This is a genomic window from Paenisporosarcina sp., from assembly GCF_049671445.1.
In the GTDB taxonomy this organism is placed as follows: Bacteria; Bacillota; Bacilli; order Bacillales_A; family Planococcaceae; genus Paenisporosarcina.
In genome coordinates this window covers 13,289-40,164 of sequence record NZ_JBATUX010000091.1, presented here as the reverse complement: position 1 = coordinate 40,164, position 26,876 = coordinate 13,289, and the positions used below count along the sequence as shown (strand labels likewise).

Genomic DNA, 26,876 nt, shown 5'->3' with positions numbered 1-26,876 from the left:
CGTAGACTCCAGCGGAAAAAGCGAAGTGTCGAAATCCACTCGAACGCATAGTTCGAGTTAGTTCGGCACAAGCCCGCGGAAAGCGTAGCTGTTTTGCGGAATATCAACCTCACATTGAGTTCATTTCCCATGCCGTGTGAGATGTACCATCTAAGTAGGATAATCGATAAAGAAAGAGCGAAGTGACTAAAATCAATTGGCATACCAGTTTCTGCATCAGCCTATAATCCCCTAAGATTGGAGATTGTTTTTTTTATGCGAAAGTTGAGATGCTCAGTAAGCACTTAAGAGAAAATTTAGATTTAATGCAAATATCAGTCAAAAGGGGGTAGTCTTTTATTTCGGCTTCCGTTATATTTAATACTATGTCTTTTGAATTAGGGGGAAAACAGTTTGGAAATTTTCAAAAAATTAAAGGATTACTACTGGCCAAATAAACATTTATTCTTTTGGTCTTTGTTCATGCTCCTAATTACTTTGGTGATTACAGTTGCATATCCAATCATTTTACAACAAACGATTGACCGCGTTATTAAAGATCAGCAGTATGATTTAGCATGGACCCTTGCTGGTATTTTTATGGCGCTTATGATAGTCAAAGGAATAGCGACTTATATAGGTCAATACACCGGTGATATGTTTGGTATTCGCTCGGTATATGAATTGCGCAATGCATTATACGCAAAGTTACAACGTTTACCATTCAGCTATTACGATAATGCAAAAACCGGTGATTTAATGTCTCGTTTAACGGCAGATGTTGAAGGCTTCCGATTTTTCTTATCGTTTGGCTTCGTTGAATTATTCCGATTAATTTTTCTTGTGTCTGTATCTTTATGTGTCATGTTTTATTATTCAATTCCATTGACGTTTGTCTCCATGGCAGCAATGCCGTTGTTAATCGTGGCAGTGTTCCGCTTTGATAAAAAAGTGCATCCTGCATTCCGAGACATTCGTAAATCCTTTGGTAAGTTAAATACAAATGTTCAAGAGAACATAAGTGGAATTCATACAGTAAAGTCACTTTCTCGCGAATCATTTCAAATTAACAAATTTAACGACTCAAATTGTGATTATAAAGAGCGGTATTTGTTTACGACGGAAATATGGGCAAAGTACTTCCCGGTTATGGAGTTCCTCGGCAATATAAGTGTTGTCTTCTTATTCGGTTATGGTGGCTTCCTAGTTATGAATAACCAATTAACTGTAGGAGAACTCGTCGCATTTTACAGTTTACTTGGCTACATCATTTTCCCAATAATGAACTTAGGTTTTACCGTCAATTTATTTTCTCAATCCAAAGCCTCAGGAGAACGTCTTTTAGAAGTGCTAGAAGCCCCTGAACCAATTCAAACAAAGGAAAATGCTGTTGATGGTTCAAGAATGAAAGGGCATGTGGCTTTTGAAAATGTCACACTTCAATATCGTGAAGAGGACCAAGTCGCATTAAATAAAGTAAATCTAGAAGTAAAGGCTGGCAGACAAGTCGGCTTAGTTGGGGCAACAGGTTCAGGTAAAACAAGTTTAACGCAATTGTTAACACGCTTTTATGAACCAACTGAGGGGCAAGTTAAAATTGATGGCATTCCAGTTGAGGACTATTCATTAACATCGTTGCGTTCAAATATTGGCTTTGTTTTACAAGAGTCATTTTTATTCTCATCTTCTATTAAAGCTAATATTTCGTATGGCCGACCTGATGCTACCATGGATGAAATCATTGACTCTGCAAAACGAGCAAATGCACATGATTTTATCACGGAGTTACCTGAAGCATACGACACGATGTTAGGAGAGCGGGGACTAGGCTTATCTGGAGGACAAAAACAACGCATTGCGATTGCACGTGCACTTTGTCAAAACCCAGCAATTTTGATTTTGGATGATGCTACAAGTGCCGTTGATATGAAAACAGAACTTCATATCCAACAAGCGCTTGAAGAAGTCATGAAAGACCGTACAACGTTTATCATTGCTCATCGAATCTCATCCGTGAAACATGCAGATGAGTTAATTGTGTTCGAACATGGCAATATTGTTCAAAGAGGCACACATGAGCAATTAATTAATCAAACAGGTCTATATAAACGGATTTATGAAATTCAATATAAAGACCAACTTGAAAATATTTATGCATAGAAAGGCGGAATCATTATGACAAAACAAATTAATCCCAGTGTATTAAAAAGATTCCGCTACTCTACGGATGATGTAATTGATGCACCATTTAACTGGTCCCAACTCGCTCGGTTATTTACGTATGTGAAACCTTATTCACGTTCTTTACTACCGAAAGCTTTCATTGCTGTAACAATTACTACTCTTATTCGACTACTCATCCCAATACTAATAGGAGTGTATGTAATTGACCGGGCATTAGAAACGAAAGACGTGGAATTGCTGTCCATTCTCGTAGGATCAATTGCAGTGTTGTATGTTGTTAATACAATCGCCAATCGATATCGAATACGATGGATGAATGAACTTGGTCAAAATGTAATTTACGATTTGCGCAAACATTTATTTACGCATGTACAATGGTTATCGCATCGATTTTTCGATCAACGCTCAGCTGGTTCTATTCTCGTTCGAATCATGAACGATATTAACTCGCTACAAGAATTGTTCACTAATGGTGTTATTAACTTGTTAATGGATTTACTGTTACTTATGGGTGTTCTTATTATTTTATTTACACTTAGTCCACCACTTGCATTAGCAGTTCTCGTTATTTTGCCAATGATGTTCTTTATTTCGACTACGTTACGTAAAAACATTCGTCGTTCATGGCAAGATGTACGTATGAAACAAGCAAAAATTAACTCTCATTTAAATGAAAGTATTCAAGGAATGCGCATTACTCAATCCTTTACACAAGAAAATGAAAATATGGCCTTTTTTAACGGCATCAATGAAGAAAGTTTTGAATCTTGGCGTGTAGCAACGAAAAAGAACTCCATGTTCCGTCCATTTGTTGAAATGACCAATGCTATTGGTTCAGTGGTGTTGATTATTTACGGAGCTTACTTGATAAAAAATGGTCAATTGGATCTTGGTGCATTCGTCGCTTTTGCTTTTTATCTCGGCATGTTCTGGGAACCTATTTCGCGACTAGGCATGGTGTATAACCAATTATTAATGGGGATGGCTTCATCCGAACGTATTTTTGAATTCTTGGATGAACAACCACTTGTAAATGAAAAAGAGAATCCGATAAAAATAGGTCAACTAAAAGGTCATATTGAATTTGAAAATGTTCAATTTGGTTATGAAAAAGACCGCTTAGCATTAAAAGGGATATCGCTTGAAATGAAAGCAGGAGAGACGGTTGCATTAGTAGGTCATACCGGTTCAGGTAAGACAACAATTGCAAACTTAGTGTCACGTTTTTATGACCCGACAAGTGGTATGGTTAAAATGGATGGAACCGATATTCGCGATTTATCATTAAGCGATTTACGTGAACAAATTAGTATTGTTTTGCAAGAAACATTTATATTCTCTGGAACCATAATGGATAATATTCGCTTTGGTAACCCTCATGCGAAAGACGAAGAAGTAATAGCTGCAGCACAAGCAGTTGGTGCAAATCGCTTTATTGAGCGGTTATCTAATGGCTATGAAACTGAAGTTGAAGAACGAGGCAATATATTATCCGTTGGTGAGAGACAGTTGCTGTCATTTGCACGAGCACTTCTTGCAAATCCACGAATCATTATTTTAGATGAAGCAACTGCTTCCATTGATACGGAGACGGAACTTCAAATTCAGCAAGCACTGCGTACACTTCTAAAAAATAGAACGGCCATTATGATTGCACATCGATTATCGACAATTCGAGAAGCAAATCAGATTATTGTTTTAGAAAATGGAAGTGTCCTTGAATCAGGAAATCATGATTCATTAATGAAAGATAAAGGACATTATCACCAACTGGTTATGTCCCAGTTCGGAGACATATCAAACTGAATTTGAGCACAATTCAAAGTTGTGATACACTATGTCCATTCGTTCCGTACGGAGGTTGAAAGATGAAAAAAGAATTTGTAGTTATTGGGTTAGGTCGCTTCGGCGGAAGTATTGTTCGGGAGCTTATTGATCAAGGGGCAGACGTTATGGCCATTGATAAATTTGCGGACCGTGTAGATGAATTTGCTTCTATTGCTACACAAGCAATCGTGGCAGATACAACGGATGAATCTGTATTAAAATCGCTAGGAATTCGAAACTTTGAACATGTCATTGTAGCAATTGGTGAAGACATACAATCTAGCATTTTAACAACATTAATGTTAAAAGAAATAGGTGTAAATAAAATCACTGTAAAAGCACAAAATGACTATCATGAAAAAGTATTACGAAAAATAGGTGCAGACCAAGTGGTTCATCCAGAACGCGATATGGGCATTCGAATAGCCAATAACATTATGACAAATAATGTTCTCGACTATTTAGAACTGTCTGATGAGCACTCCATTATGGAGATAAAAGCCAATGAAATATTAGCTGGCTCTACCTTAATTGATCTGGACATTCGAGCGAAGTATGGTATTAACATAGTCGGTATTAAACGTGGCACAGAAATTCTGGTATCCCCACAAGCTGACGAAAAAATTCAAATTAACGACGTCCTAATCGTCATTGGTGCAGATGCAGATATAATTCGCTTCGAAAAGAAAGCAATGCACTAAGAAAAGCGGAAGTGCGAGCTGGCGCCCGGAGCTAGACACTAAGAAAAGCGGAGGACGCCACTCAAGCTCGACTCTGCCGGTGGAAAGACCGATTCGGAAACTCGTTTCCGCAAGAGGGCTTGAAGCGGAAGTGCGAGCTGGCGCCCGGAGCTAGACACTAAGAAAAGCGAATCAGGTCACTATTGACCGACACCGACGTTGGAAGAAACGATTCGGAGACTAGTTTCCGCAGGAGATTCTGAAACTTAGGTGTGGTCTGGCCTGCGTAGCTAGACACAACAATAAAAAAAGCTATGCAGATATCACATATCGTGATACTCTGCATAGCTTTTTTCTATTTATTATACTTCCATGATGATTGGTAAAATCATTGGGCGACGTTTTGTTTTTTCATATAAATATGGTCCTAAAACGTCTGTAATTTCATTTTTCAATTCTGACCAAGGAGTAGCTTTTGATTGAATTGTTTTTTGTAGATGACGGTTTAACATATGTTGAGCTTCATTAATCATTGCACCTGATTCACGCATATAAACAAACCCTCGTGAAATGATGTCCGGTCCAGAAACGATTTTTTGACGTTCTTGATCCGTTGTAACAACGACAATGACTAAACCTTCTTCTGATAGGATTCGACGATCACGTAAAACAATATTACCAACATCACCGATTCCGCTTCCATCAATGTAAACATCTCCAGACGGAATACGACCAGCTACTGCTGCTTCATTTTGGCTAAGAGCTAATACATCACCATTGTCCATAATGAACGTATTTTCTGGTTCAACATCACAATCCACAGCTAGTTCAGTATGTATTTTCAACATACGATATTCACCATGAATAGGCATAAAGAATTTTGGTTTCATTAAGCGTAACATCAATTTTTGCTCTTGTTGAGAACCGTGACCTGAAGTATGAACATTATTTAATGAACCATGAATAACATCCGCTCCTGCACGGAATAATAAATTGATTGTACGGTTTATACTACTACGATTTCCAGGAATCGGGGAAGAAGAGAAAATAACCGTATCCGCTGGTTGGATTTGAATTTGACGATGAGTACCATTTGCTAAACGAGAAAGTGCAGCCATAGGCTCACCTTGACTACCCGTACATAAAATCATTACTTCATTTGCAGGAAGACGATTTAATGTCTGTGTGTCAACAAAAGTTTCTTTTGGAGCATTGATATACCCTAGTTCACGTCCAATTGTAATGGCATTGTCCATGCTTCGGCCAAAGACAGCAATTTTACGACCGTGATGTATAGCTGCTTCTACAACTTGTTGTAAACGATAAATATTAGAAGAGAAGGTTGCGAAAATAATACGACCATCCACTTTACGGAAAATCTCCGATAAGCTTTCTCCAACTTTTCGCTCAGACATTGTGAATTCTGGTACTTCTGCATTTGTACTATCAGATAATAGACATAACACGCCATCACGACCGATTTCAGCCATTTTAGTAATGTTAGCTGGTTCTCCAACTGGAGTGAAATCGAATTTAAAATCACCAGTATGAACAATGTTTCCAGGTGGTGTTTTAACGACGACACCAAATGCATCTGGAATACTATGAGTTGTTCTATAGAAGCTAACTGATGTTTTACGGAATTTGATTACTTCATCTTCTGTAATAACATGCATTTTTGTCGTACGCAACAAACCATGTTCTTCAAGCTTGTTTCTTAATAGTCCAAGAGCTAGTTTGCCCCCGTAAATTGGTACATTTAATTGTTTAAGCAAATAAGGAATACCACCGATATGATCTTCGTGACCATGTGTAATAAATAGACCTTTAATCTTGTCTACATTTTTCACAAGATACGAGTAGTCAGGAATAACATAATCAATCCCGAGTAACTCATCTTCAGGGAATTTAATACCTGCATCAATTAATATAATTTCATCTTGGAATTGAACTCCATATGTGTTTTTACCGATTTCGCCCAGTCCGCCGAGAGCGAATACCGCTGTTTGATCATTCTTAACAAATTTCATAAGTTTTATTTTTTCTCCACTTTAAAGTTTTCGCTAGCTTGCTCATAAGATAAATGATTACCTTCAAGAAGCTGAACAAATTCTATATTATATTTGCGATCCTTTAGTGCGTAACGAACTTCACGTTCAGAGGATGCTTCAATATAAAGGCTTTTTGTGTTTTCGCGAACTGGCACTTCAAGCACGTTCTCTTGGTAATATACTTTGTAAATCATGTTTTGGTCTCCTTTTTCACGTTCATAATAATTTCACTCTCTCTATATTATCACGTGCTTCTTTTAAAATAAAGAAAAGCCCTACTATAAATAGCAGGGCAAAAAATTATGCAATTGTTTTTTTCCCGAGTATGCCGCCTAACCGCCTTAAAATCTTCCTTTTTAGACGTTTTAACATGGCAAATCACTCCTCATATCTATTATACAGAATATTTCGTTTTTTGTAAAGGCTACTTGTCTTTAGTACAATTCTTACTAGATAGAAAGGGTGATTATTATGAAGAAATTTTTATTTTTTGATATAGATGGCACACTCTATGATTCTAATAAACAATTGCCGGCTAAGGCAAAAGAAGCCATTTTTGAAGCTAGGGTTAATGGTCATGAAGTTTTTATTGCTACAGGACGTGCTCCATTCATGATTAAAGAGATTTTGAAAGAATTAGAAATAGATTCTTATATTTGTTTTAATGGTCAATATGTTGTTTATAAAAATGAAGTTATTTATCAAAATGAAATTGATATAGATCAACTACAATTAGTTTCAGAATTTGCGGAACGAAATAATCATCCTTTGGTATATATGAATGACGAAAAAATGGTTGCATCTATTGAAAATCATCCTCACGTTGAAGAAAGTATTAGGACGTTAAAGTTACCACATCCGAAGTACGAAAAAGATTTTTATCTTAACCAGCCAATTATTCAATCATTGGTTTTTTGTTCAATAGAAGAGGAGAGTTCGTATCATGAAGCTTTCCCGCAATTAAAATTTGTCAGATGGCATCGTGTGTCTGTTGATATATTGCCAAAAGGTGCTTCAAAAGGAAACGCCATTAAATTTATAAGTGAAAGATACAATATCGACTTGAAAGATACGATTGCCTTCGGAGACGGATTAAACGATATTGAAATGTTGGAAGCAGTAGGGTTCGGTGTTTCAATGGGGAATGGCCATGAAGAAGCAATTAAGCGAGCCAAACATGTTACGACTCATGTAGACGACGATGGTTTAGTGAATGCTTTGAGGTATTTAAAACTTATTTAGATTCTAGGTGAACCGAGACAAGTTTCAGGACTCTATGAAAAGAAAAGGTTCCCAAAATTAATTTTTGGGAACCTTCTCCTTATTTTCGTTCATATGGAATGGCATCTGGTATTTCTGCAAATGGATTTTCTTTATCAATCCGATCATAAAACATGATACCGTTTAAATGGTCGAGTTCATGTTGAAACGCGATAGCTGCTAAACCTTTTAATCTAAGTTTAAACTCGCGTCCATCTGGATAAAAGCCTTTTGCTGTAATGCGCGCATATCTCGGAACATACCCTTCTATAACTCGATCAACAGATAAACAACCCTCACCTACAGAAATGTATGTTTTTTCTACTGAATGACTAATAATTTTTGGGTTAATGGCAACAAAGCTTAATTTAGATTCATCATCTGGTATGTGAAGAGCAAACATACGTTTTGACACATTAACTTGAGGTGCAGCAATTCCAATACCAGGACGTAAATCATAGCGTTCAATCATTTCTGAATCTTGACTATTCTTAACATAGTCAAGTAAGTCTTGTGCTAGTTTTGCATTTTCAGGAGATAAAGGAAAATCTACTTCTTCAGCTTTTTGTCGCAAAGTTGGATGTCCTTCGCGAATAATATCTTTCAGTTCAAACATTTTGGTCTTCCTTTCCCACTTTGATTCTTTAATAAGTATAACGAAGGTTGACGTTCGTGCAACAAAAAGAGGATCTTTAGAATGTTGAAATTTTTTCCTTGAAGGTCTATAGTAGTAAATGATTTAGGAGGTTAATAAATGAAAAAAATTGTAATAGGAACATTTCTTTCCACTTCACTTTTACTTTCTGCATGCTCAATAGGGGCATCTAATGATGATAAGTTATCTGATACGTTAGCAAAAGTTTATGAAGAAGAACAAGGATACCGTGACGCACAGCAGAAATTAGCTGAATTAGAGAAAAAAGAACAGAGTACTTTTAACGAAGCCATGAAATTGACCCAAGAACAAAAAGATGAAGTGCTTTTAAAAGTTGAAGAATTAAAAGCTTCCCTTTCTGAGAGATTAACTTTATTAAAAGAAGAAAATGAATCGATTAACAATGCACAAGAGTCGTTATCGTCATTTGAAGAAATAATAAAAGACGAAAAGGAAGAAAACATAAAAACTTCCTTAACAGATTTGAAAGCGTCACTTGAATCTCGCTATGATGCCCATGAAGTGGTAAGTGATGAATATGAAAAATTAACGGATTTACAAATCTCGCTTTATGATTTGTTAGCAGATGAAAAAACGCAACAAACTCAACTTCAAGAACAAGTAGATAAAGTTAATAAACAAAATGATGTTGTGCAATCTGCAATTAATGCTTTTAACGAAGCGACAAAAAAATTAAATGAAACGAAATCGTCTGTGTATGATTCATTAGACGAAGAAAAGTAAAACGATCTCCTAGCGAGGTCGTTTTTTTGTGCATTGGCGGCTATTGGGATGTGCTTATAAATTGTGATACAGAGAATCATTTGTACTAGTACAGTTTTGTATTGTGCGAATACATAATAAATAATAAGTTCGTATATAACGAGAGTTACCATTGATTGACCACTAATTTAAAGTTGAGTATACTAGGGAAGAATGAAAATTGTATCACTCAGTTTTTAATGATTGTTTAATACAGATATATAAGGAGAGGTGTTAACATGGCAGCAAAAAATGCTAAGCAAGAAGGTCCAGTAGAAATACTACAAGCGATCGAAGAAAAATTTGAAATGCTTCAGATTTTAAACGAAGAAGGCGAAATCGTTAACAAAGAAGCAGATCCTAAATTATCAGATGATGAATTAACAGAGTTAATGAGTCGTATGGTGTATACACGAATTCTTGACCAACGTTCAATCTCTTTAAACAGACAAGGTCGTTTAGGATTCTATGCCCCTACTGCTGGTCAAGAAGCTTCACAATTGGCTTCTCACTTCGCTCTTGAGAAAGAAGATTTTATTCTTCCAGGATACCGCGATGTACCTCAGCTGATTTGGCACGGTTTACCATTATCACAAGCTTTCTTATTCTCACGTGGACACTTCATGGGTAATCAAATTCCTGAAGATGTAAAAGTACTGCCACCACAAATTATTATTGGTGCTCAATTCATTCAAGCTGCTGGAGTAGCACTTGGAATGCAAAAACGTGGGCAAAAATCAGTTGCCATCACATATACAGGTGACGGTGGTTCTTCTCAAGGTGATTTCTATGAAGGTATTAACTTCGCGGGTGCGTTCCGTTCTCCTGCAATCTTCATCGTTCAAAATAATCAATTTGCAATCTCGACACCTCGTGAATTGCAAACAGCTGCAAAAACAATCGCACAAAAAGGTATAGCCGCTGGTATCCCAAGTATATTAGTTGATGGAATGGATCCACTTGCAGTTTACGTGGCGACTCGTGATGCACGTGAGCGCGCTGTCAATGGTGAAGGCCCAACATTAATTGAAACACTATGTTACCGCTATGGACCCCATACAATGGCTGGTGACGATCCAACTCGCTACCGTACATCTGATACAGATTCTGAGTGGGAAAAGAAAGATCCATTGGTCCGTTTCCGTGCTTATTTAGAAGCAAAAGGACTTTGGAATGAAGAAAAAGAAAATGAAGTAATCGAAAAAGCTAAAGAAGAAATAAAAGAAGCGATCAAAATAGCAGATGCTGCTCCGAAACAAAAAGTGACTGATTTAATGGAAATTATGTATGATCCAAATACTGAAATGCCATATAACTTAAAAGAACAATATGAACTTTACAAAGAGAAGGAGTCGAAGTAACCGATGGCACAAATGACGATGATTCAAGCAATTACGGATGCACTCCGTACAGAGCTTAAGAATGATGAAAACGTCCTCGTCTTCGGTGAAGACGTTGGAAATAACGGTGGAGTTTTCCGTGCAACTGAAGGTTTACAAAAAGAATTTGGGGAAGATCGCGTATTCGATACACCACTTGCAGAATCAGGTATCGGTGGTTTAGCTGTAGGTTTATCTTTAACAGGCTTCCGTCCAGTTCCTGAAATACAATTCTTTGGCTTCGTTTATGAAGTAATGGATTCTATTAGTGGTCAATTAGCTCGAATGCGTTTCCGTAGTGGTGGTAAATACAGTGCACCAGTCACGATTCGTTCTCCTTTTGGTGGCGGCGTTCATACACCAGAAATGCATGCAGACAGTTTAGAAGGATTAATGGCAGCTCAACCAGGTTTAAAAGTTGTTATTCCATCTTCTCCGTACGATGCAAAAGGATTATTAATTTCTGCAATTCGTGATAACGACCCAGTTATCTTCTTAGAACATATGAAATTATATCGTTCATTCCGTCAAGAAGTACCTGAAGAAGAATACACAATTCCTTTAGGTAAAGCAGAAGTTAAACGTGAAGGTAAAGATTTAACAATTATTACTTACGGCGCTATGGTTCATGATAGCTTGAAAGCTGCAGAAGAACTTGAGAAGGAAAATTACTCTGTTGAAGTAATTGACTTACGTACAATTCAACCATTGGATATTGAAACTATCATTGCATCAGTTGAAAAAACAGGTCGTGCAATCGTCGTTCAAGAAGCACAAAAACAAGCAGGTATTGCAGCAAATGTTGTTGCTGAAATTAACGAACGTGCTATTTTAAGCTTAGAAGCACCTGTATTGCGCGTGTTTGCACCTGATACAATTTTCCCGTTCTCTCAAGCAGAGACAGTTTGGTTGCCTAATTCGAAAGATATTATTGCGACAGCGAAAAAAGTATTAACATTCTAAAACATATCTAATAAACGCTTACAACAGAAAGGGTGAATTTTGTGGCATTTGAATTTCGATTACCAGATATCGGTGAAGGTATACACGAAGGTGAAATCGTAAAATGGTTCGTCAAAGCAGGAGATACCATTGGTGAAGATGATATTTTATGTGAAGTTCAAAACGATAAAGCTGTCGTTGAAATTCCTTCTCCAGTAGCAGGGAAAGTAGAAGAAGTAGTCGTGGAGGAAGGCACAGTTGCAACAGTAGGACAAGTATTGATCCGTATTGATGCACCAGGCTATGAAGATCTTAAGTTTAAAGGCGATCACGAAGATGAGCCGAAAGCTGAAGAAAAAACTGAATCTCAAGTTCAAGCTACAGCAGAAGCTGGTCAAGCAGTAGAAAAAGAAGCAACACCTGTTGCTAAAGAGCAAGCTCCTGAGAAAGAATCAATAGAACCAACTAAAGCTGATCCTAAAACAGAAGTACAGCCAAAGGCAGAAAAAGATCCAAACGGTCGTGTTATTGCGATGCCTTCTGTACGTAAATTTGCACGTGACAATGAAGTGGAAATTTCTCAAGTCAATGGTTCAGGTAAAAATGGTCGCATCATGAAAGCTGACATTGAATCATTTATGGATGGTGGACAAGCGTCTGAAACAACTAGCAAAGAAGTAGTCGTTACAAATGAACAAACATCATCTACTGAAGAAAAAGCGAATAAAGCAGCAAAACCTGCAGCTCCAGCATTAGAAGGTGAATTCCCAGAGACTCGTGAAAAAATGTCTGGTATTCGTAAAGCTATAGCTAAAGCAATGGTTCATTCTAAACATACTGCTCCACATGTAACATTGATGGATGAAGTAGATGTGACAGAATTGGTTGCACACCGTAAGAAATTCAAAGAATTAGCACTTGAAAAAAATATCAAATTAACGTATCTACCATATGTCGTAAAAGCATTAGTGAATACACTTCGTGAATTCCCAGACTTTAATCGTTCTCTTGATGATGAAGCTGGCGAAATCATTCAAAAACATTATTTCAACATCGGAATTGCTGCAGATACAGAAAAAGGTTTGCTAGTACCAGTTATCAAACACGCAGACCGCAAATCAGTATTTGCGATTTCAGATGAAATAAATACACTTGGTGGAAAAGCACGTGATGGTAAATTATCACCTTCAGAAATGAAAGGTGCATCATGTTCAATTACAAATATTGGTTCAGCCGGCGGACAATGGTTCACACCAGTTATTAACCATCCAGAGGTTGCTATACTAGGAATTGGTCGAATCGCAGAGAAACCTGTCATAAAAAATGGTGAAATTGTAGCGGCTCCTGTGTTAGCATTATCTTTGAGCTTTGATCATCGAATGATCGACGGTGCGACTGCTCAGCACGCATTAAATAACATTAAGCGTTTGCTTAGCAATCCAGAACTTTTATTAATGGAGGCGTAAAATCATGGTAGTAGGAGATTTCCCAATCGAAACAGATACGCTCGTAATTGGCTCAGGCCCTGGCGGATATGTTGCAGCAATTCGAGCAGCACAAACTGGCCAAAAAGTAACAATCGTTGAAAAAGAACATATTGGTGGCGTTTGTTTAAACGTTGGTTGTATTCCATCAAAAGCTTTAATTTCAGTTGGTCATCGTTTCGACCATGCAAAACATTCAGATGATATGGGTATTACAGCATCTGATGTAAAAATCGACTTTTCAAAAGCACAAGCATTTAAAGACAGTGTCGTTAAGAAATTAACGGGTGGAGTTGAAGGTTTACTTAAAGGGAATAAAGTTGAAGTTGTTCGCGGTGAAGCTTATTTTGTTGACGCAAACACAGTTCGTGTAATGGACGAAAAATCATCACAAACATATAAGTTTAAAAATGCGATTATCGCAACTGGTTCTCGACCAGTGGAAATTCCTGCATTCAAGTTTTCTAAACGTGTATTGAGCTCTACAGGTGCATTGAACCTAACTGAAATTCCAGGAAAACTTGTCGTTATTGGCGGCGGTTATATCGGAACTGAATTAGGTACAGCTTATGCAAACCTAGGCTCACAAGTAACAATTGTTGAAGGTGGAGACGATATCTTAGCTGGTTTTGAAAAGCAAATGACGACAATTGTCAAAAAAGGCTTGAAGAAAAAAGGCGTGGAAATCGTTACTAAAGCAGTTGCTAAAGGCGTTGAAGAAACAGAAACTGGCGTTGTTGTTACATTCGAAGCAGGCGGCGAAGAGAAGAAAGTCGAAGCGGATTATGTATTAGTAACAGTTGGTCGTCGTCCAAACACAGACGAAATGGGCCTTGAAGAAATTGGAATTAAAATGGGCGAACGTGGGTTGATTGAAGTCGACAAACAAGTTCGCACTAGCATCGAAAACATCTTTGCAATTGGAGATGTAGTTGCAGGACTTCAACTTGCTCATAAAGCATCTTACGAAGGTAAAGTAGCAGCTGAAGTAATTGCAGGACAAACGTCTATCGTAGATTATTTAGCTATTCCTGCTGTTTGTTTCACAGATCCAGAACTTGCAACTGTTGGATTAAACGAAGAGCAAGCTAAAAAAGAAGGCTTTGAAGTGACGGCTGGGAAATTCCCATTCGGAGCAAACGGTCGTGCATTAGCATTAAACGCTACTGATGGTTTCGTGAAACTCGTTTCACGTAAATCTGATGGTTTACTACTTGGCGCACAAATCGTTGGTCAAGGTGCTTCTGACATGATTGCTGAACTTGGTTTAGCGATTGAATCAGGAATGACTGTAGAAGACATTGCTATGACAATTCACGCACATCCAACATTGGGAGAAATCTCAATGGAAGCTGCTGAAGTTGTAATGGGTCACCCAATTCACATTCTTTCAAAATAAAATGAATTTTTATAGCCGTACAGGATTTCCTGTACGGTTTTTTGTGCATATTTATTATCTATCAGGTTATATGAGGACATTAGGAAGGCGCTGTGCTGCATCTTTGCCTAATGTTTAAAGAATAGGCGGCTTGGATACCTTCTTCGCTCTTACGAGGATAGATGTTCCGCGAGAATGCATTTCACAGATAAGGAGGCACACTAGAGAAGCATTCGTGTCTATCACTGGCACGCATTAATAAATTTTTTATATAAAGTGATGTGAAAATAATTAAGCAGATAGTAGCCGAAATAGAATCTTCGGACGAATAACTACATAAAGAAATCAACAATTCTCTAGTTAACCAAACGTCCTAACTTTTATCTCTAGGTTGCAAGGGAACAAAGGAGCGATTTGGAAACCTCGCTGTGTAAATGTATTGGTCTATATTTTGTGCGATTAATGTTTTTCAGACGTCAATGGCTATTTTTCAGACGTCAAGGCGTTTTTTTCAGACGTCAACACCATTTTTTCAGACGTCAACGCCGAAAAGTCAGACTGAGATTATTCAAAAGAATAGAAAACAAGATTCTCTTTTTCTACCAACGTTTATTTTTTGTGTCACGACTATCTCCTGTACTGTGGTCTAATAAAAATCAGGTCTAATATCTCCGTTTAGTTCTCTAGAACACGGTACGGGAGATACTGCGTTTGAAGTGACCAGAAAAACCTAACTTCCTAAGTAAGGATAGTTACGTTTTGAACTTAATACATACATATTTTGCAAGTTGGTTCATCGTTGTTAATAAGATGGTGGAATGAATTGTCGAATTTTGCTAAAATTATTTCTGAAAGGATTACGGTGATACAACATGAATTACACAAAATTAATGAGTTTGAGTTTTTTGGCATTAATACTAGCGGCATGTGGAGAAAAAGAAGTAGAAACACCAGTATCTGCTCCTGCACAAGAAGAAGCTAAAGAAGAAAAAGTTGTTGAAGAAGAAGTAACAGAAGAAGTAGTGGTTGAAGAAGAGGAAACTGAAGCAGTAACGACTGAACCCCTATATACGTTAAATGAAGCCAATTGGTCGTTTAAACCAATTGCTAATGCACCTTCTAAAGTTGTTTTATTAACAATTGATGACGCACCAGATAAGCGTTCATTAGAAATGGCGAAAACGTTAAAAGCATTAAATGCACCCGCAATCTTCTTTGTAAATGGACACTTTTTAGATACAGATGAAGAAAAAGCCGTATTAAAAGAAATTCACAACATGGGCTTTGCAATTGGAAATCACACGCAAACTCATACAGATTTAAAACAACTTACCGAGGAACAACAGCGTGCCGAAATCATGCAAGTTTCAGAAACTGTTGAAGCTGTTATCGGCGAGAAACCAAAATACTTCCGTGCGCCATTCGGATCTAATACCGATTTCAGTAAAGCACTAGTTAAAGAACAAGGTATGCTTTTAATGAATTGGACATACGGCTATGACTGGGAATCTCAGTATCAAGATGCAACAGCTTTAACAGACATTATGGTTAACAGTGAGTACTTGACGAACGGTGCTAACTTATTAATGCACGATCGCACGTGGACTTCTTCTGCGTTAAAAGGGATTGTGGAAGGTCTGCGCAAAAAAGGGTATGAAATGATTGATCCTGCTACGATTCAAGGTGTACCTACTGAATAACCACTACATTTTTCTTCATACTAAAAGGCTGAGCCATCCTTAATAAGGAGGCTCAGCCTTTATCATTCAGTCGCTTAATAGAAAGCCTTATGTTCTTTGATCACACGTATCAATTTCAATTCATCGTCTTCTGGACCTTGAACCGGTAATCCTGCTTCAATATTCATGTGAATATAGGCAATATTGTCTTCAGTAATGATTTCACCAGGAATGAAAATCGGAATTCCTGGCGGGTAAACCATGATGAATTCAGCTGAAATTCGGCCAACAGATTCAGCAAACGGAACAACTTCTGTCGTTGCATAAAAAGCATCGCGTGGAGTCATGGCTAAACGCGGAATATCGGGCATCGTTACAAAAGGTTCAATGATTGTGACTTCAGATTCAAAATCTTTAGCCATACGTTGAAGAGCATTTACTAATATATTTAATTCTTTTTTAGAGTCAGCAATCGTCACGATACACAAAATGTTATATAGATCCGATAATTCCACTTCAATATTAGCTTTTTCACGCAGCCACTCTTCAGCTTGGTGTCCGGTAATACCTAAGTTTTTAACGCTAATTAATAATTTGGTAGGATCCATATCATAAGTTGCAGATGTGCGTAGTATTTCGTTACCTACACAACGTAAGTTCGGAATTTGATTAATGCGTTTTCTTGCGTCTTTAGCTAATCGAATCGTTGTTGTCAATAAGTCATGTCCATTAATGGCCAATTGACGTCTTGCTGTATCTAAAGAAGCTAGGATTGGATACGATGTAGAAGTTGTTGTTAGCATCGATAATATAGATTGTACACGTTTAGAAGATACTAACCCTTCTCGTACATTTAGAACTGAACTTTGAGTCATTGAGCCCCCAAGTTTGTGTACCGAAGTAGCGGCCATATCTGCACCTGCAGCCATAGCCGAAATAGGTAATGATTCATGGAAATGAATATGCACACCATGTGCCTCGTCTACTAAAACGGGAATATTATGACTGTGTGAAATATCAACAATACGTTTCAAGTCTGCTGCAATACCAAAATAAGTAGGGTTAATTACAAGTACTGCTTTAGCATCTGGATGAGCTTCAAGTGCTTTTTCGACAGACTCTGCAGAAATACCATGAGAAATCCCTAGTTCTGGATCTACTTCTGGGTGTATAAACACTGGCGTAGCTCCAGCGAAGACAATGGCAGACATGATGGATTTATGAACATTACGTGGCACCAAAATTTTGTCTCCTGGGCCACAAACGCTTAAAATCATCGTCATTATAGCACCGCTTGTCCCTTGAACAGAGAAAAATGTGAAATCTGCTCCAAAAGCTTCTGCAGCTAACTCTTGTGCTTTTTTAATAGCGCCTTTAGGTGAATGCAAATCATCAAGTGGAGCAATATTAATTAAGTCAATGGAGAGAATGTTATCGCCAACAAATTCACGAAAAGCTGGATCGACACCATTACCTTTTTTATGACCTGGAATATGAAATTGAACAGGATGTCTATTGCGATGTTTTAGCAAGACATCAAATAAAGGGGTTTCTAACTGTGACAATGTCGTACCACCTCAACTTTCTAAAAAGATAGTTCAAACAGTTCGCGAAAAATGACCAAGGTACTAGTAGACAGTGTGTCTCTAACGGTTCAATAGATGCATAGAAATATTATTTCATGCAGCGTATTTCTTACTCAGTTCTTTTTAAGCTTCTTTTGAACAAATAATTAAAATGAAAAACAAGTGAATTATAGCATTTTGACTTGAGGATGACCATAAATATTTAAAGGAATTTCGACAATGGAGACGAATAAACTACATATAAAGTTAGAAGGAGTGTCATATATGAACTGGCAAACGCGCATTACCGACTTACTAGATATACAATACCCTATTATACAGGGAGGACTTGCTTACCTAGCATATGCGGATTTGGCAGCTGCAGTGTCGAATGCTGGAGGACTTGGACAGATTACAGCGATGAGTTTAGAATCGCCGGAAGCATTGCGTAAAGAAATACATAAAGTTCGTTCTTTGACTGATCAGCCATTTGGTGTTAATTTCGCAATTGGCGAGCAGGGGCGACCGTTTTCTCATATGCTTGATGTGGCAATTGAAGAAAATGTAGCAGTTGTATCGATGACTGGTGGCAACCCAACACCAATATTCGACCAACTGAAAGGTACTAATATTAAAAAGTTAGTCTTAGTAGCAGCAACTAGACAAGCTCAAAAAGCTGAAGAACTTGGTGCTGATGCCGTAATGGTAGTAGGTCAAGAAGGCGGAGGACACTTAGGGCGTGACGATGTTGGCACTATGGTTCTTGTACCGCGTGTCGTCGATGCTGTGTCGATTCCGGTGATTGCATCAGGAGGTATCGGGGATGGCCGTGGATTAATGGCCGCACTTGCGCTAGGTGCGGAAGGGATTGAAATGGGAACGCGATTTATTGCGACAAAAGAATGTGTCCATGCTTCACATGTATATAAACAAGCATTAGTAAATAGCTCCGAAACTGGGACAACAGTTATTAAACGGTCGATTGGAGCTCCTGCGAGAGCACTCATAAATCCATGGACAGAAAAAATTCATGAAATTGAAGCTTCTACTCCGACGTATGAAGCATTAAAAGAGTATATTAGCGGTCAAGCAAACAAACACTATATTTATGATGGTTTTGAAACGCAAGGGTTTGGATGGGCAGGTCAAGTAGCAGGCTTGATTGACGATATTCCTAGCGTGCAAGAATTATTTGCGAGAATGATTTCCCAAGCAGAAGACTTCCGCGTAAAATGGAAGTAAGGAAAGGGTGAAGCAACCATGAGTTTTTCATATCCATTTTCAAAAGATTGGTCGACGAAAGAAATTATCGCCGTCGTTCAATTTTTTGAAGTTATAGAACTTGCTTATTTAGAAGGTGTTAACCGAGAAGTATTGATGGAAAAGTATCGAGGTTTTAAAGAGGTTGTCCCATCAATGGCTGAAGAGAAAACCTATTTCAGAGATTTTGAAAAAGAAAGCGGATATATTTGTTATCCAATTATCAAAAAAATGAAAGAGACTACAAAAGGTGCAATTATAAAAGGAGCAGGGAAATAATCCCTTGCTCCTTTATTTTTTATTAACCATCACATTATAGATAGGTAGAAGTGCTTCAAAAGTTTCTTCTACAAAAATATCAAACGCTTCTTCAGTCATCTCTATCGCTTGTTCGCTCGAAATATGTCGACCCACAATAAATTCTGCTTTTTTCACCTCACGCAGACGATCCAATAACGACGGTAAAAGTTCTTTATGAGCGTTTTTCAAAGGGAAAGCTTCAGGAGACATGTGATCACCCGAAATGATAAAGTCTTGTGGCATCTTTTTAAATAAACTTTTCTTCTTCAATAATCTTTCAGCAATTTGTACTTTGTCAGGAGCTTCGTAAATAACAGCTAAAATAATAAAGACATGTGTCTTCCATAAGCCAATTTGAAAATGTGGAATAGCTTTGTATCCTCTTTTATAAGGAGCAAAAGCAACCCAAGAATCTTTTGGGGGATTCACAGAGCGTCTTGCGTGTTTCGCGACATGAGGATAGAATTCATCTCCTGTTTTACTTGAAAAGAATGATGCGTATGTATGCCCAAATTCCTCAAATTTTGGTCGGACTTTTTCAATCAAAGCTTGCATACGATGTTCTAAACCTTCTATTTGGAAAACCTCAAAATCTTGTTGTTCCCATGTGTATTTCAAATTTATTTCCACCTTTCGCATTTCCTATGTTTAGTTTAATCAAAATATGGGAAAAAATCTTGTAAGTAGTCTTAATGAAGTTGACAAAATTAACTTCGTGACATATTGTATATAAAACATTCAGAATATTTTGATTTATAATCAGAAAAGGGGTGTAAGACCATGAAACAAGTTGTTCATATCATTCGCAAGCAAGAAGTAGAGAAAAAGTTAATTTTAGGATTAAAATTAGAACTTGACTACGAACTTGCCTCTCTGTTCGATGCGATTCAACAAGAAAATCAAAGTGAAATTGATAAGAGCAAAGCAAGACTAAGTGAGATTCATTCTGAGTTGGAGGCCTTGCATGCCTTATATTAAAAATAGAGCTATTCATATAAATACGTAAGCACCTAATGGTCTATTTCTGACATAAGGTGCTTTTTTGTTTATACTAAAGGCTAATGATTTAGAAAGGCGGCTGGTCTATTGGAACTTCAAAAACTTGATCGTTACGCAAAAGCATTAATTAAAGAAGCGGGTAGAAAAATTCGTCAGTCATTTTCGAGCGAACTGGCAATCGAATCAAAAGCTGATGCAAATGATTTGGTGACCAATATAGATAAAGAGATCGAACAATTTTTTATTCATCATATTCGACAAGACTATGAAGGGCACTTCATTTTAGGTGAAGAAGGATTCGGTGATTCCCTTACAACCCTCGATGGATATGTATGGATGTTAGATCCAATTGATGGCACGATGAATTTTATCCATCAAAAACGAAATTTCGCCATTTCATTAGGTATTTACAAGGATGGAATTGGAGTCCTCGGATACATATATGATGTAATACACGATGAGTTATATAGTGCACAGAAAGGACAAGGGGCATATTTAAATGATGAACCAATCCCTGTACTAGAATCAACAACGATTTCAGAAGCTATTATTGGAATGAATGCCAGTTGGGTAGTACCTAACCGCCATATTGAAAATGAAGGACTTATAAGGCTTGTAAAGGATGTCAGAGGCATACGTTCATACGGATCAGCTGCACTTGAATTAGCCTATGTAGCGACAGGGAGAATAGATGCTTACATGTCCATGCGTTTATCACCTTGGGATGTTGCGGGAGGCGTCGTGATTGCCCAAGAAGTAGGTGCTGTTGCAACTAATTTAAATGGACAATCCTTAAAGCTATTAGGACAAGATACATTTCTTGTGGCACGAAAAAGTCTGCATGATATATTGATAGAGAAATACATTACTTTAAAATAGGTTCATACAGCAGTCATCTTACATTTTTGCTGGCCGCAGGTTCCGCATGAGCTAACAATTATAAAAACCACATACTTGTGGGTCTCATTCTTTATGTTCTTGAGGCATGCTATGCCCTAATAGTTTGTTCTTTCTAATCAAAGGCATTCTCTACGTACACTAAAAATAAAAACCAAGACATGGAGTCCTCCATTTCTTGCTTTAATTCATTATTATATAGTGCTTCCACCAAGTAGCACCTTCAGCTATTTCTATAATAAACCTTGGTCACGCATTTTCTTTTTTGTTTTAAAGCCAAATCCCATGACAAGTATTAATAATAAAATACTGATTAGAATACCTGGAATACTTCTTAATCCTACAGAAATTCCAATAGAGAACATTGAGAGTAAAGCCAACAGAGAGTAGAGTGCAAATACCCATTTAAAATTTTTCACGAAAAGTCCTCCACCTATTAATTTAAATTTTTCAATTCAAAATCAGACAAATATGTATAACATGTGCTATAATAACACAGTTAAGGACTCGAAAAAAGAATATGGAGTGAAACAATGACTAATTTACGTCACGACCTAAGAAATATTGCAATAATTGCCCACGTTGACCATGGTAAAACTACTTTAGTTGACCAAATGTTAAAACAATCAGGTACTTTCCGTTCAAATGAACATGTGGACGAGCGTGCCATGGATTCTGGTGATATCGAGCGTGAGCGCGGTATAACTATCCTAGCTAAAAATACAGCGATCCAATATAAAGATGTGAAGATCAACATTCTTGACACGCCTGGCCACGCTGACTTTGGTGGAGAAGTTGAACGTATTATGAAAATGGTAGACGGTGTTCTACTTGTAGTTGACGCGTACGAAGGTTGTATGCCACAAACTCGTTTCGTATTGAAAAAAGCACTAGAACAAAATTTACAACCTATCGTTGTTGTAAACAAAATTGACCGTGACTTTGCACGTCCTGAAGAAGTAGTGGACGAAGTTCTTGAACTTTTCATTGAACTTGAAGCAAACGATGAGCAATTAGAATTCCCGGTAATTTTTGCATCAGGTATGAATGGTACTGCAAGTCTTTCTTCTGACGTTGAAGACCAAGAAGAAAACATGAAAGTAATTTATGATGCAATTATTGAACACATTCCAGCTCCAGTTGATAACAAAGAAGAGCCACTTCAATTCCAAGTTTCTCTTTTAGATTACAACGACTATGTTGGCCGTATTGGTATTGGTCGCGTATTCCGTGGAACTATGGAAGTTGGACAACAAGTATCACTTATGAAATTAGACGGTAAAGTGAAAAACTTCCGTGTTACAAAAATGTTCGGATTTATGGGACTAAAACGTATTGAAATTCAACAAGCTCACGCTGGTGACTTAATTGCTGTATCAGGAATGGAAGATATCAACGTTGGTGAAACAGTTTGTCCAACAGAACATCCTGAAGCTTTACCAATTTTACGTATCGATGAGCCTACTCTTCAAATGACGTTCCTAGTGAACAACAGTCCATTCGCTGGACGTGAAGGTAAATGGGTAACATCTCGTAAAATTGATGAGCGTTTACAATCTCAACTTGAAACAGACGTTTCATTACGTGTTGAACCTACAGATTCTCCTGATGCATGGGTAGTTTCTGGTCGCGGAGAATTGCATTTATCAATATTGATTGAAAACATGCGCCGTGAAGGTTTCGAATTACAAGTATCTAAACCAGAAGTTATCGTTCGTGTTATCGATGGCGTTCGTTGTGAGCCAGTTGAACGTGTACAAGTTGATGTACCTGAAGAACATGTTGGTTCAATCATCGAATCAATGGGTGAACGTAAAGGTGAAATGCTTGATATGGTTAATAACGGTTCAGGTCAAGTACGTTTAGTATTTATGGTACCTGCTCGTGGATTAATCGGATACACTACTGATTTCATGACATTAACACGTGGATACGGAATCATTAACCACACATTCGATAGCTACCAACCGATGCAAAAAGGTCGTGTAGGTGGACGTAGTAAAGGTGTTCTTGTAGCTATGTCTACAGGTACTGCTTCTGAATACGGGATTTTAGGTATTGAAGATCGTGGTACGATTTTCGCTGAGCCAGGTTCTGAAATTTATGAAGGAATGATTGTTGGAGAGCATACACGTGATAATGACTTAACAGTTAACATTACGAAAATGAAAGCAGCCAACAACATTCGTTCTGCTAATAAAGAAGCAACTACTACAAGAAAAAAACCACGTATCATGACTTTAGAAGAGTCTCTTGAATACCTAAATGATGATGAGTACTGTGAAATTACACCTCAATCAATTCGTTTACGTAAAAAAGTACTTGATAAAGCTGAACGTGAACGCGTAACGAAAAAGAGTAAAACAGCTGAAAATAACTAAGAGTGATTGAAAGGTTGAGGAATTTTGGAAGAACAGCAATTTGTCTATGACAAAATGTACCCAACTGCTCGGTTTTTTTATGAATTCCTTCCAAACTACGAGGTGGCAGGATATGCACTTTTTCTTGTCATCTTCGTACTTTCTGTATTAGTTTATAAGCTCGGATTTGCTAAGAAGTTAAAGATGTCTCAAAATATCGTTATCTATCTCTTTTTGTTCTTGGGATGCATAATGTTAACATTTTTAGCTTTCTTCTTACCCGTTGTGGAAGGATTAATAGTTGCAGCGATGATTTTAATTTTATATAAAATTCGTTTGCATAATGAAAAAAAGAGAAGCGCTAGCGTGAGCTAGTGCTTCTCTTTTTTTAATGTTTTTAAATATAGAAGTGGTAATATCCAAGCATAAATTAAATGAGCGATGGTCCAATAAGCAAAGGCTTGCCAATCGTTCCAGGCAGGCACTTCTTTGATGGCTAATGAGCTCAAAACAAAATACAATCCTAATGTAGGTAAACATAATATCGAACTCAATAGCCATAACTTTAGTAGAGAGGTCTGTAAATTTAGAAAATCTGCTAAAAAAATAAATGCAAAAGCAATACATATGGAAATGACTATATGAAATAAAAACTCCATCGGTTCAGACCATTTGACTTGACCTATTAATGGGATGAAATCCACATTTAACAATAAGGTGTATACCCGTATCTGACTAACTGATTCAATTAACTTCAAGAGGAAACCTAACAAAATGCCGCTGGGAACACCAATGTATAAAGAATTGATAATTTTACGGCTACTCATTAAAATTCTTCTTCAATTTTGCGGGAACTTTTATAAAAGACAAAGTCTCCAGTTGCTAAACGAGCGTTTGTTTTTTGTTCAATCCGCTCATGACAAGGATCACACATATACGTATGAATTGGACGATTACGAAGTTTTTTTGCTTGAGGTGAATCATCAACTAATTGATTGATGTTATCACAAATGACACATTTTACACGCATCGAATTAACCTCCTAATCTACTCGAACTGCATTCACATGTTTAATGGGATTATCTAAGTTAGAGCCATCTGCTAGAAGTACATAGACAGGTCCATCTTCACGTAACGGTTTACCGTCTTGACTATATTTGAAGATAATAGAGTCAGCTTGTTCTAGTGAAAACGAATGTTCTTCTCCACTAGATGTTTCGATAATAACAGCTTTTGCACTGTCCTTTAATTCAGCATTTTTTAAAAAATGCTTTAAGTAGATCCCAAACGTACCTGTTAACATTTTTGTTCTCTCATATTTCTTTTCAGTTTTTAAAGTTGGTGGAAAAGTTGCACCTTCCATAATTTCACGGGACCAATGAGCAGACATTTTTTTTGTGTATTCATCCAACTCATTTTTTTCGATTTGTTGTTCCGTAAAAAATGTAGTTAAATCGATGCGACGATCATCAAAAATCCACACAGCTGGATCCAATGTTATTTGGAATTTCACTTCGCCTTTTATAGGAATAATGTTTTCCATTCTTTTGGTGCCTCCAATACAATTGCGTTTCACCTTCTAGTATAACGCTTTGACTATAGGTAACAAAGAATTAAGTTTCTAAACATCGGTTTTAGAAGCAGTACTTGCAATTTTGACTCTAGAAAGATACAATTTACTAAGACAATATTAGGTAATGGGGGCGTCCTCATGGATACTACATCACAACAATCGTATCAGCAAAAAGCTGTTGAACTTTTAAAAGCCGATGCAGAAAAAATAGCAAAATTGATCAAAGTTCAAATTGATCATTTGACATTGCCACAATGCCCACTTTACGAAGAAGTCTTAGATACCCAAATGTATGGTTTATCTAAAGAAATCGATTTCGCCGTGAAACTAGGTCTTATGGAGCGTGAAGAAGGACAGGTACTTCTTTCGACACTTGAAAAAGAATTATCGGTCATGCATGATGCTTATACAAATAAAAAGTAAGAAACTCAAACTCAGTATGTGTTTGAGTTTTTTTGCTAGATAAAAGAAAAAGAGGTTTCCCCATGATTTCATATTTAAAGCGCTACACAAAAAACTTTGATTACCCATTATTTATTACATACATGTTCTTATGTCTATTTGGATTAGTAATGATATATAGTGCCAGTATGGTTTGGTCTGTAAACCGATACGATTTTGAGCCGGATCACTTTTATAAGAAACAAGTGTTAAATTTAATATTAGCAGTGCCTGTATTTTTAATCGGTGCTTTATTCCCTTATAAACATTATCGGAAAAAACCAATGATGGTTGCCATGTTGGTCGTTATGTTTACGTTATTGGTAGCAGTGCATTTTATTGGGTATGCTGCCGGAGGGGCAAAAAGTTGGATTAATCTTGGATTTGGAAACTTACAGCCATCTGAGCTAGCAAAAATAATTATGGTACTGTATTTTGCAGGAGTATTTGCAAATAAAGCTAGAAAAGGACCGATTGATAGCTTTAACCAGTCTATTGCACCTCCAGTTACAGTACTTGTTCTAGCCGTTGCATTAGTCCTCAGTGAAGTAGACATGGGTTCTGCCATGATTATCTTTTTCACTGCAATTTCAGTAATGGCAGCTAGTGGAATTCAAATCCGCACGTTTGTCAAAATCAGTGGAATCATTATTGGCGCACTTGCCCTTATTACGCCCGTTCTCTATTTACTGCGTGACACATTAATAACAGAACGTCGCCTAGGACGTCTTGAAGCCTTTTTAAATCCATTTGAATATGAACAAGGATTTGGTTATCAAGTTGTTAATGGATATTTAGCTATTGGTGCAGGTGGTTTAAAAGGGTTAGGCTTAGGTCAATCTGTTCAAAAACAAGGCTACCTACCAGAACCACAAACAGATTTCATCATGGCGATTATTGCCGAAGAGTTAGGAATTGTTGGGGTGCTAATAGTTATCGGTGGTTTAGGATTTATTGTGTTGCGTGCATTAACAATAGCCTTAAAAGCTCAAGATCCACATGCTAGAATGATAGCGGCAGGCTTTGGTAGTTACATTGGTTTTCAAACATTCATCAATTTAGGTGGGCTTTTAGGCTTAATCCCACTAACTGGAGTGCCGCTGCCTTTTATTAGTTATGGCGGAACGTCTGTCATTTTGTTATCTTTAGCTATGGGGATATTGTTAAATGTCTCAATGTTTGTGAAATTCGAAAAAACGCGAATCTAAGGGGTGTCGTCAC

27 protein-coding genes are annotated in these 26,876 nt (G+C 37.3%); 18 read left to right on the top strand and 9 right to left on the bottom strand.

The genetic code is table 11. From position 1 onward, the window contains the following. The first annotated feature begins 393 nt into the window (after positions 1–393). The 3 genes from WBG45_RS11720 to WBG45_RS11710 all read left to right on the top strand — a co-directional run bounded on the left by WBG45_RS11720 (position 394) and on the right by WBG45_RS11710 (position 4,691). The gene (locus tag WBG45_RS11720) at positions 394–2,139 is read left to right on the top strand and encodes an ABC transporter ATP-binding protein (protein WP_424414759.1); all 1,746 of its coding nucleotides are present in this window, start codon (positions 394–396) and stop codon (positions 2,137–2,139) included. A 15-nt stretch (positions 2,140–2,154) separates the two neighbouring features. Next, the gene (locus tag WBG45_RS11715) at positions 2,155–3,969 is read left to right on the top strand and encodes an ABC transporter ATP-binding protein (RefSeq protein WP_424414757.1); all 1,815 of its coding nucleotides are present in this window, start codon (positions 2,155–2,157) and stop codon (positions 3,967–3,969) included. A 62-nt stretch (positions 3,970–4,031) separates the two neighbouring features. Next, positions 4,032–4,691, top strand: a complete 660-nt coding sequence (locus tag WBG45_RS11710) for a potassium channel family protein (RefSeq protein ID WP_424414755.1) — start codon at positions 4,032–4,034, stop codon at positions 4,689–4,691. Between the two features lie 341 nt (positions 4,692–5,032). Here the strand turns inward: WBG45_RS11710 and rnjA are convergent, their stop codons facing one another. After that, positions 5,033–6,700, bottom strand: a complete 1,668-nt coding sequence (rnjA, locus tag WBG45_RS11705) for a ribonuclease J1 (RefSeq protein ID WP_424414753.1) — start codon at positions 6,698–6,700, stop codon at positions 5,033–5,035. Positions 6,701–6,705: 5 nt separating this feature from the next. Continuing rightward, positions 6,706–6,915: a DNA-dependent RNA polymerase subunit epsilon gene (locus WBG45_RS11700; RefSeq protein WP_108584429.1), complete on the bottom strand. Its 210-nt coding sequence runs from the start codon at positions 6,913–6,915 to the stop codon at positions 6,706–6,708. A 277-nt stretch (positions 6,916–7,192) separates the two neighbouring features. Here WBG45_RS11700 and WBG45_RS11695 point away from each other — a divergent pair, with 277 nt between their 5' ends. Further along, on the top strand, positions 7,193–7,963 hold the full coding sequence (locus WBG45_RS11695) for a Cof-type HAD-IIB family hydrolase (protein WP_424414751.1): 771 nt from the start codon (positions 7,193–7,195) through the stop codon (positions 7,961–7,963). A 79-nt stretch (positions 7,964–8,042) separates the two neighbouring features. Here WBG45_RS11695 and def read toward each other — a convergent pair whose 3' ends face one another. Then, complete coding sequence (def, locus tag WBG45_RS11690) at positions 8,043–8,597, bottom strand: peptide deformylase (RefSeq protein WP_424414749.1); 555 nt, start codon at positions 8,595–8,597, stop codon at positions 8,043–8,045. 138 nt (positions 8,598–8,735) lie between these two features. Between def and WBG45_RS11685 the strand changes: the two genes are divergently transcribed. The 6 genes from WBG45_RS11685 (at position 8,736) to WBG45_RS11660 (ending at position 16,281) form a co-directional block, all read left to right on the top strand. Further along, positions 8,736–9,380: a YkyA family protein gene (locus WBG45_RS11685; RefSeq protein ID WP_424414747.1), complete on the top strand. Its 645-nt coding sequence runs from the start codon at positions 8,736–8,738 to the stop codon at positions 9,378–9,380. A 257-nt stretch (positions 9,381–9,637) separates the two neighbouring features. After that, complete coding sequence (pdhA, locus tag WBG45_RS11680) at positions 9,638–10,759, top strand: pyruvate dehydrogenase (acetyl-transferring) E1 component subunit alpha (RefSeq protein WP_424414745.1); 1,122 nt, start codon at positions 9,638–9,640, stop codon at positions 10,757–10,759. 3 nt (positions 10,760–10,762) lie between these two features. Further along, entirely contained in the window at positions 10,763–11,740 is a 978-nt protein-coding gene (locus WBG45_RS11675; RefSeq protein WP_424414744.1) for an alpha-ketoacid dehydrogenase subunit beta, read from the top strand. A 41-nt stretch (positions 11,741–11,781) separates the two neighbouring features. Continuing rightward, positions 11,782–13,185 carry a dihydrolipoamide acetyltransferase family protein gene (locus WBG45_RS11670; RefSeq protein ID WP_424414742.1) on the top strand — a complete coding sequence of 468 codons (1,404 nt, stop codon included), beginning with the start codon at positions 11,782–11,784 and terminating at the stop codon, positions 13,183–13,185. Between the two features lie 4 nt (positions 13,186–13,189). Continuing rightward, the gene (lpdA, locus tag WBG45_RS11665) at positions 13,190–14,602 is read left to right on the top strand and encodes a dihydrolipoyl dehydrogenase (protein ID WP_424414740.1); all 1,413 of its coding nucleotides are present in this window, start codon (positions 13,190–13,192) and stop codon (positions 14,600–14,602) included. An 851-nt stretch (positions 14,603–15,453) separates the two neighbouring features. After that, positions 15,454–16,281: a polysaccharide deacetylase family protein gene (locus WBG45_RS11660; protein ID WP_424414738.1), complete on the top strand. Its 828-nt coding sequence runs from the start codon at positions 15,454–15,456 to the stop codon at positions 16,279–16,281. Between the two features lie 74 nt (positions 16,282–16,355). On the opposite strand, the gene WBG45_RS11655 is transcribed toward WBG45_RS11660, so the two are convergent. Beyond that, positions 16,356–17,825 carry an aminotransferase class I/II-fold pyridoxal phosphate-dependent enzyme gene (locus WBG45_RS11655; RefSeq protein WP_424414737.1) on the bottom strand — a complete coding sequence of 490 codons (1,470 nt, stop codon included), beginning with the start codon at positions 17,823–17,825 and terminating at the stop codon, positions 16,356–16,358. Positions 17,826–18,110: 285 nt separating this feature from the next. Between WBG45_RS11655 and WBG45_RS11650 the strand changes: the two genes are divergently transcribed. Then, positions 18,111–19,067 carry an NAD(P)H-dependent flavin oxidoreductase gene (locus WBG45_RS11650; protein ID WP_424414735.1) on the top strand — a complete coding sequence of 319 codons (957 nt, stop codon included), beginning with the start codon at positions 18,111–18,113 and terminating at the stop codon, positions 19,065–19,067. Between the two features lie 18 nt (positions 19,068–19,085). Then, entirely contained in the window at positions 19,086–19,364 is a 279-nt protein-coding gene (locus WBG45_RS11645; protein WP_424414733.1) for a UPF0223 family protein, read from the top strand. A 12-nt stretch (positions 19,365–19,376) separates the two neighbouring features. Here WBG45_RS11645 and WBG45_RS11640 read toward each other — a convergent pair whose 3' ends face one another. Further along, on the bottom strand, positions 19,377–20,003 hold the full coding sequence (locus tag WBG45_RS11640; protein ID WP_424414731.1) for a YktB family protein: 627 nt from the start codon (positions 20,001–20,003) through the stop codon (positions 19,377–19,379). 162 nt (positions 20,004–20,165) lie between these two features. Here WBG45_RS11640 and WBG45_RS11635 point away from each other — a divergent pair, with 162 nt between their 5' ends. Both WBG45_RS11635 and WBG45_RS11630 read left to right on the top strand, forming a co-directional pair. Next, positions 20,166–20,363: a hypothetical protein gene (locus tag WBG45_RS11635; protein WP_424414729.1), complete on the top strand. Its 198-nt coding sequence runs from the start codon at positions 20,166–20,168 to the stop codon at positions 20,361–20,363. Positions 20,364–20,471: 108 nt separating this feature from the next. Continuing rightward, positions 20,472–21,263: an inositol monophosphatase family protein gene (locus tag WBG45_RS11630; RefSeq protein WP_424414727.1), complete on the top strand. Its 792-nt coding sequence runs from the start codon at positions 20,472–20,474 to the stop codon at positions 21,261–21,263. Between the two features lie 251 nt (positions 21,264–21,514). Here the strand turns inward: WBG45_RS11630 and WBG45_RS11625 are convergent, their stop codons facing one another. Then, complete coding sequence (locus WBG45_RS11625) at positions 21,515–21,700, bottom strand: DUF5325 family protein (RefSeq protein WP_424414725.1); 186 nt, start codon at positions 21,698–21,700, stop codon at positions 21,515–21,517. 114 nt (positions 21,701–21,814) lie between these two features. On the opposite strand from WBG45_RS11625, the gene typA reads away from it, so the two are divergent. Both typA and WBG45_RS11615 read left to right on the top strand, forming a co-directional pair. Continuing rightward, positions 21,815–23,662, top strand: coding sequence for a translational GTPase TypA (gene typA, locus WBG45_RS11620; protein WP_024535130.1), 1,848 nt, complete (start codon positions 21,815–21,817; stop codon positions 23,660–23,662). Between the two features lie 24 nt (positions 23,663–23,686). Further along, positions 23,687–24,016, top strand: a complete 330-nt coding sequence (locus WBG45_RS11615) for a YlaH-like family protein (RefSeq protein WP_024535129.1) — start codon at positions 23,687–23,689, stop codon at positions 24,014–24,016. On the opposite strand, the gene WBG45_RS11610 is transcribed toward WBG45_RS11615, so the two are convergent. Genes WBG45_RS11610 through WBG45_RS11600 form a run of 3 tightly spaced genes read right to left on the bottom strand, consistent with a single transcriptional unit; the run spans position 24,013 to position 25,184 of the window. Beyond that, positions 24,013–24,468, bottom strand: coding sequence for a hypothetical protein (locus WBG45_RS11610; RefSeq protein WP_424414723.1), 456 nt, complete (start codon positions 24,466–24,468; stop codon positions 24,013–24,015). The genes WBG45_RS11615 and WBG45_RS11610 overlap by 4 nt on opposite strands. Next, complete coding sequence (locus tag WBG45_RS11605; protein ID WP_024535127.1) at positions 24,468–24,671, bottom strand: YlaI family protein; 204 nt, start codon at positions 24,669–24,671, stop codon at positions 24,468–24,470. The genes WBG45_RS11610 and WBG45_RS11605 overlap by 1 nt, the downstream gene beginning before the upstream one ends. A gap of 12 nt (positions 24,672–24,683) precedes the next feature. Next, positions 24,684–25,184 carry a hypothetical protein gene (locus WBG45_RS11600; protein WP_024535126.1) on the bottom strand — a complete coding sequence of 167 codons (501 nt, stop codon included), beginning with the start codon at positions 25,182–25,184 and terminating at the stop codon, positions 24,684–24,686. A gap of 168 nt (positions 25,185–25,352) precedes the next feature. On the opposite strand from WBG45_RS11600, the gene WBG45_RS11595 reads away from it, so the two are divergent. After that, positions 25,353–25,637, top strand: a complete 285-nt coding sequence (locus tag WBG45_RS11595; protein WP_024535125.1) for a YlaN family protein — start codon at positions 25,353–25,355, stop codon at positions 25,635–25,637. 62 nt (positions 25,638–25,699) lie between these two features. Next, a complete protein-coding gene (locus WBG45_RS11590) occupies positions 25,700–26,863 on the top strand; it encodes an FtsW/RodA/SpoVE family cell cycle protein (protein WP_424414720.1) in 1,164 nt (387 codons plus the stop codon). Positions 26,864–26,876 lie beyond the last annotated feature (13 nt).

What these genes read in the sequence shown, in the direction of transcription:
- rnjA (WP_424414753.1), bottom strand. Translation starts at nt 6,700, where the DNA reads ATGAAATTTGTTAAGAATGATCAAACAGCGGTATTCGCTCTCGGCGGA.
- lpdA (WP_424414740.1), top strand. Translation starts at nt 13,190, where the DNA reads ATGGTAGTAGGAGATTTCCCAATCGAAACAGATACGCTCGTAATTGGC.
- WBG45_RS11700 (WP_108584429.1), bottom strand. Translation starts at nt 6,915, where the DNA reads ATGATTTACAAAGTATATTACCAAGAGAACGTGCTTGAAGTGCCAGTT.
- WBG45_RS11645 (WP_424414733.1), top strand. Translation starts at nt 19,086, where the DNA reads ATGAGTTTTTCATATCCATTTTCAAAAGATTGGTCGACGAAAGAAATT.
- WBG45_RS11660 (WP_424414738.1), top strand. Translation starts at nt 15,454, where the DNA reads ATGAATTACACAAAATTAATGAGTTTGAGTTTTTTGGCATTAATACTA.
- WBG45_RS11675 (WP_424414744.1), top strand. Translation starts at nt 10,763, where the DNA reads ATGGCACAAATGACGATGATTCAAGCAATTACGGATGCACTCCGTACA.
- WBG45_RS11715 (WP_424414757.1), top strand. Translation starts at nt 2,155, where the DNA reads ATGACAAAACAAATTAATCCCAGTGTATTAAAAAGATTCCGCTACTCT.
- WBG45_RS11635 (WP_424414729.1), top strand. Translation starts at nt 20,166, where the DNA reads ATGAAACAAGTTGTTCATATCATTCGCAAGCAAGAAGTAGAGAAAAAG.
- WBG45_RS11600 (WP_024535126.1), bottom strand. Translation starts at nt 25,184, where the DNA reads ATGGAAAACATTATTCCTATAAAAGGCGAAGTGAAATTCCAAATAACA.
- WBG45_RS11605 (WP_024535127.1), bottom strand. Translation starts at nt 24,671, where the DNA reads ATGCGTGTAAAATGTGTCATTTGTGATAACATCAATCAATTAGTTGAT.
- WBG45_RS11610 (WP_424414723.1), bottom strand. Translation starts at nt 24,468, where the DNA reads ATGAGTAGCCGTAAAATTATCAATTCTTTATACATTGGTGTTCCCAGC.
- WBG45_RS11590 (WP_424414720.1), top strand. Translation starts at nt 25,700, where the DNA reads ATGATTTCATATTTAAAGCGCTACACAAAAAACTTTGATTACCCATTA.
- WBG45_RS11710 (WP_424414755.1), top strand. Translation starts at nt 4,032, where the DNA reads ATGAAAAAAGAATTTGTAGTTATTGGGTTAGGTCGCTTCGGCGGAAGT.
- WBG45_RS11685 (WP_424414747.1), top strand. Translation starts at nt 8,736, where the DNA reads ATGAAAAAAATTGTAATAGGAACATTTCTTTCCACTTCACTTTTACTT.
- typA (WP_024535130.1), top strand. Translation starts at nt 21,815, where the DNA reads ATGACTAATTTACGTCACGACCTAAGAAATATTGCAATAATTGCCCAC.
- WBG45_RS11695 (WP_424414751.1), top strand. Translation starts at nt 7,193, where the DNA reads ATGAAGAAATTTTTATTTTTTGATATAGATGGCACACTCTATGATTCT.
- WBG45_RS11595 (WP_024535125.1), top strand. Translation starts at nt 25,353, where the DNA reads ATGGATACTACATCACAACAATCGTATCAGCAAAAAGCTGTTGAACTT.
- pdhA (WP_424414745.1), top strand. Translation starts at nt 9,638, where the DNA reads ATGGCAGCAAAAAATGCTAAGCAAGAAGGTCCAGTAGAAATACTACAA.
- WBG45_RS11650 (WP_424414735.1), top strand. Translation starts at nt 18,111, where the DNA reads ATGAACTGGCAAACGCGCATTACCGACTTACTAGATATACAATACCCT.
- def (WP_424414749.1), bottom strand. Translation starts at nt 8,597, where the DNA reads ATGTTTGAACTGAAAGATATTATTCGCGAAGGACATCCAACTTTGCGA.